3 protein-coding genes and 1 pseudogene are annotated in these 4,221 nt (G+C 75.1%); 3 read left to right on the top strand and 1 reads right to left on the bottom strand.

Translation table 11 applies throughout. The annotated features are described in order from the left end of the window. A pseudogene (locus tag CCN35_RS25110) lies at nucleotides 1-395 on the bottom strand (threonine aldolase); the annotation flags it as partial. A 174-nt stretch (nucleotides 396-569) separates the two neighbouring features. On the opposite strand from CCN35_RS25110, the gene CCN35_RS25115 reads away from it, so the two are divergent. From CCN35_RS25115 to CCN35_RS25125, 3 genes are all read left to right on the top strand, one after another. After that, nucleotides 570-1,502 carry a Rossmann-like and DUF2520 domain-containing protein gene (locus CCN35_RS25115; protein ID WP_086794435.1) on the top strand — a complete coding sequence of 311 codons (933 nt, stop codon included), beginning with the start codon at nucleotides 570-572 and terminating at the stop codon, nucleotides 1,500-1,502. Next, a complete protein-coding gene (gene panC, locus CCN35_RS25120) occupies nucleotides 1,499-2,521 on the top strand; it encodes a pantoate--beta-alanine ligase (RefSeq protein ID WP_086794436.1) in 1,023 nt (340 codons plus the stop codon). The genes CCN35_RS25115 and panC overlap by 4 nt, the downstream gene beginning before the upstream one ends. After that, the coding region (locus CCN35_RS25125) for an L-aspartate oxidase (RefSeq protein ID WP_086794437.1) at nucleotides 2,518-4,221 on the top strand (1,704 nt) is incomplete at its 3' end. The genes panC and CCN35_RS25125, both read left to right, overlap by 4 nt.

Genomic DNA, 4,221 nt, shown 5'->3' on the forward strand with positions numbered 1-4,221 from the left:
ACCGGCACGATGGCCCAGCAGATCGCCCTGCGCTGCTGGGCCATCGTGCCGGTCGGGAAGAAGACGGCGGCCTCCTTGCCGAGCAGACGGGCGACCTTCCGCTCCAGGGCCTCGACGACCCCGTCGCCGTACCTGTCCGACGGCTCGTCGAGGTCGTGGACCTCCTCCGCCCGCTCCAGCAGCGCCAGCCGCTCCCGGAGCGTCCCCAGGAAGCCGGGGCGGGCGAGCACCCGGCCCGCGGTCCGGTGCGCCTGTGCACGCCGTGCGTGCAGCCGCCTGCGCCGCTCCTCGCGTCCCCCGGACCCCTCGGCCTCCTCGGCCCTCTCGTTCAGGAGGCGCTCCTCCTGCAGGAGGCGCTCCTCCTGCCCGCCGTTCCGCTCCGCCCCATCGGTCATGTCCAGGATCATCGCGGATCACCGGGGGCGCCGCGGCGGAGGCCCGGATTTCCCGCCGGGTTCGCGGGGAAACCCACAGCCTGTGGACGGACGAACGTCCCCGGAACCGATCGCGTTAACATGACGAGAAATCGTCCGGTACCCCTAGCGGACTGGAACGGAAGGCGCCGTCGCGTGAGTACACATCAACAACCGGACACCAGGGACCGCCCCGCGCGGCTCACCGTCGGCGTCGTGGGAGCCGGCCGGGTGGGCCCCGCGCTCGCCGCGTCCCTCCAGCTCGCCGGGCACCGCCCGGTGGCCGTGTCCGGGATCTCCGACGCCTCCCGGCGGCGCGCCGAGCAGATGCTCCCCGGCGTGCCCCTGGTGCAGCCCGCCGAGGTGCTGCGCCGGGCCGACCTGGTGCTGCTGACCGTCCCCGACGACACCCTGCCCGGACTGGTCGCGGGCCTGGCCGAGACCGGCGCGGTGCGCCCCGGACAGCTCCTGGTGCACACCTCCGGCCGGTACGGCACGAAAGTGCTCGACCCCGCCCTGCGCGCGGGCGCGCTGCCGCTGGCCCTGCACCCGGCGATGACCTTCACCGGCACCCCCGTCGACGTGCAGCGGCTGGCCGGCTGCTCCTTCGGCGTCACCGCGCCCGAGGAGCTGCGAACAGCCGCCGAGGCCCTGGTCATCGAGATGGGCGGCGAACCGGAGTGGATCGCCGAGGAGATGCGCCCGCTGTACCACGCGGCGCTCGCCCTGGGCGCCAACCACCTGGTGACCCTGGTCGCCCAGTCCATGGAGCTGCTGCGTTGCGCCGGTGTCGAGGCCCCCGACCGGATGCTCGGCCCCCTGCTCGGCGCCGCCCTGGACAACGCCCTGCGCTCGGGCGACGCGGCCCTGACCGGCCCCGTCGCGCGCGGGGACGCCGGCACGGTCGCCGCCCACGTCGCCGAACTGCGCCGGCACGCCCCGCAGACCGTCGCCGGCTATCTGGCCATGGCCCGCGCCACCGCCGACCGCGCGCTCGCCCACGGCCTGCTCAAGCCCGAGCTCGCCGAGGACCTGCTGGGAGTACTCGCCGGCGGTGCCGGCGTACCCGAGAACGGGGAAGACCGATGAGCCGTCGCACGTTCGAACTCGCCTCCACGGCGGACGAGCTGGAGCGCGTCCGCGCCCACCACACGGGCTCCGGACGCACCGCCGTCGTCATGACCATGGGCGCCCTGCACGAGGGCCACGCCACCCTGATCCGCACGGCCCGCACCCATGTCGGCGACCAGGGCTTCGTGATCGTCACCGTCTTCGTCAACCCGCTGCAGTTCGGTCCGGGCGAGGACCTCGACCGCTATCCGCGCACGCTGGAGGCCGACCTGAAGGTCGCCGAGCAGGCGGGCGCCGACGTCGTGTTCGCGCCGTCCGTGGAGGAGGTCTACCCGGGCGGCGAGCCCCAGGTCCGGATCAGCGCCGGCCCCATGGGCGAGCGACTGGAGGGGGCCTCGCGCCCCGGGCACTTCGACGGGATGCTCACCGTGGTCGCCAAGCTGCTGCACCTCACCCGTCCCGACGTGGCCCTGTACGGCCAGAAGGACGCCCAGCAGCTCGCCCTGATCCGCCGCATGGTGCGCGATCTGAACTTCGGCGTGGAGATCGTCGCCGTGCCGACCGTGCGCGAGGAGGACGGCCTGGCCCTGTCCAGCCGCAACCGCTATCTCTCCCCGCGGGAGCGGCGCACCGCCCTGGCGCTCTCCCGGGCCCTGTTCGCGGGCCGGGACCGGCACGCCGCCCAGGAGGCGCTGCGGGCGCGGGCCCGCGAGGTGCCCTGCACACCCGCGCGTGCCGAGGCCCTCAGCGCGCTCGGGGAGTCCCGTGCCGCCGCCGACGCCGCCGCCGTCGCCAAGGCGTCCCCCGGCGCGGCCTCCGCCGTCCGCGCCGCCGCCCAGCTGGTCCTGGACGAGGCCGCACGTTTCGACCCGCCGCTCGAACTCGACTACCTGGCCCTCGTCGACCCGTCCGACTTCACCGAGATCGACGACGACTTCACCGGCGAGGCGATCCTCGCCGTCGCCGCCCGGGTCGGGACGACCCGGCTGATCGACAACATCCCCCTCACCTTCGGAACCCTCGGAGCCTCCTCGTGACCAGCACAGGCATACGACTGCACGCACCCGCGCCCGGGTGGTCCATCACCGCGGACGTCGTGGTCGTCGGTTCCGGGGTGGCCGGTCTGACCGCCGCGCTGCGCTGCGAGGACGCCGGTCTGACGACGGTCGTGGTGACCAAGGCCCGTCTCGACGACGGCTCCACCCGCTGGGCCCAGGGCGGCATCGCGGCGGCCCTCGGCGAGGGGGACACCCCCGAGCAGCACCTGGACGACACCCTGGTGGCGGGCGCGGGACTGTGCGACGAGGAGGCGGTACGGCTCCTGGTCACCGAGGGCCCCGACGCCGTACGGCGGCTGATCTCGACCGGTGCGCACTTCGACACCGACGAGGAGGGCGGCATCCAGCTCACCCGCGAGGGCGGCCACCACCGCCGCCGCATCGCCCACGCGGGCGGCGACGCGACGGGCGCGGAGATCTCCCGGGCGCTCGTCGAGGCGGTGCGCGCACGCGGCGTGCGCACCATCGAGAACGCGCTCGTCCTGGACCTGCTCACGGACGCCGACGGCCGTGCCGCGGGCGTGACCCTGCACGTCATGGGCGAGGGCCAGCACGACGGCGTGGGCGCCGTGCACGCGCCCGCCGTGGTCCTGGCCACCGGCGGCATGGGCCAGGTCTTCTCCGTGACCACCAACCCGTCGGTGTCCACGGGCGACGGCGTGGCACTCGCCCTGCGCGCGGGGGCGGAGGTCTCCGACCTGGAGTTCGTGCAGTTCCACCCCACCGCGCTGTTCCTCGGCGCCGACGCCGAGGGCCAGCAGCCGCTGGTCTCCGAGGCGGTGCGCGGCGAGGGCGCCCACCTGGTCGACGGCGACGGCGTGCGCTTCATGGTGGGGCAGCACGAACTGGCCGAACTCGCGCCCCGGGACATCGTCGCCAAGGGCATCATGCGGCGGATGCGGGAGCAGGACGCCGCCCACATGTTCCTCGACGCCCGGCACTTCGGCGCGCGGATGTGGGAGCAGCGCTTCCCGACCATCCTGGCCGCCTGCCGCGCCCACGGCATCGACCCGGTCACCGAGCCCGTCCCGATCGCCCCGGCCGCCCACTACGCCTCCGGGGGCGTGCGCACGGACTCCCGCGGCCGGACGACCGTGCCCGGCCTGTACGCGTGCGGCGAGGTGGCCTGCACCGGTGTGCACGGCGCCAACCGGCTCGCCTCCAACTCCCTGCTGGAGGGTCTGGTCTACGCCGAGCGCATCGCCGCCGACATCGCGCGGGAGCGGGCGGACGGCGGCCTTGCCGCGCGCGTGCCGCGGCCCGTCGCGCACCCCGAGAGGCCGGCGCACCCCCTGCTCCCCGCCGAGGCCCGGTTCACGATCCAGCGGATCATGACCGAGGGCGCGGGCGTCCTGCGCTCCGCCGCCTCCCTGGCCACGGCCGCCGACCGGCTCGAGCGGCTGCACACCGAGGCCTGCGAGGCCCTGGAGGGGAACGGCAAGATCCCCGAACCCGGTGTCGACACCTGGGAGACCACCAATCTGCTGTGCGTGGCCCGCGTCCTGGTCGCCGCCGCCCGGCTGCGCCGGGAGACCCGCGGCTGCCACTGGCGCGAGGACCACCCCGGGCGCGACGACGCCCACTGGCGCCGCCACATCGTCGTACGGCTGAACCCGGACCACACGCCGGCCCTGAGCACCACGGACGGCACAGACTTCCCCCCGACCCGTCCCGGGGCC

Origin of the sequence: Streptomyces thermovulgaris (genome assembly GCF_002155915.1) — a bacterium.
Taxonomy (GTDB): domain Bacteria; phylum Actinomycetota; class Actinomycetes; order Streptomycetales; family Streptomycetaceae; genus Streptomyces; species Streptomyces thermovulgaris.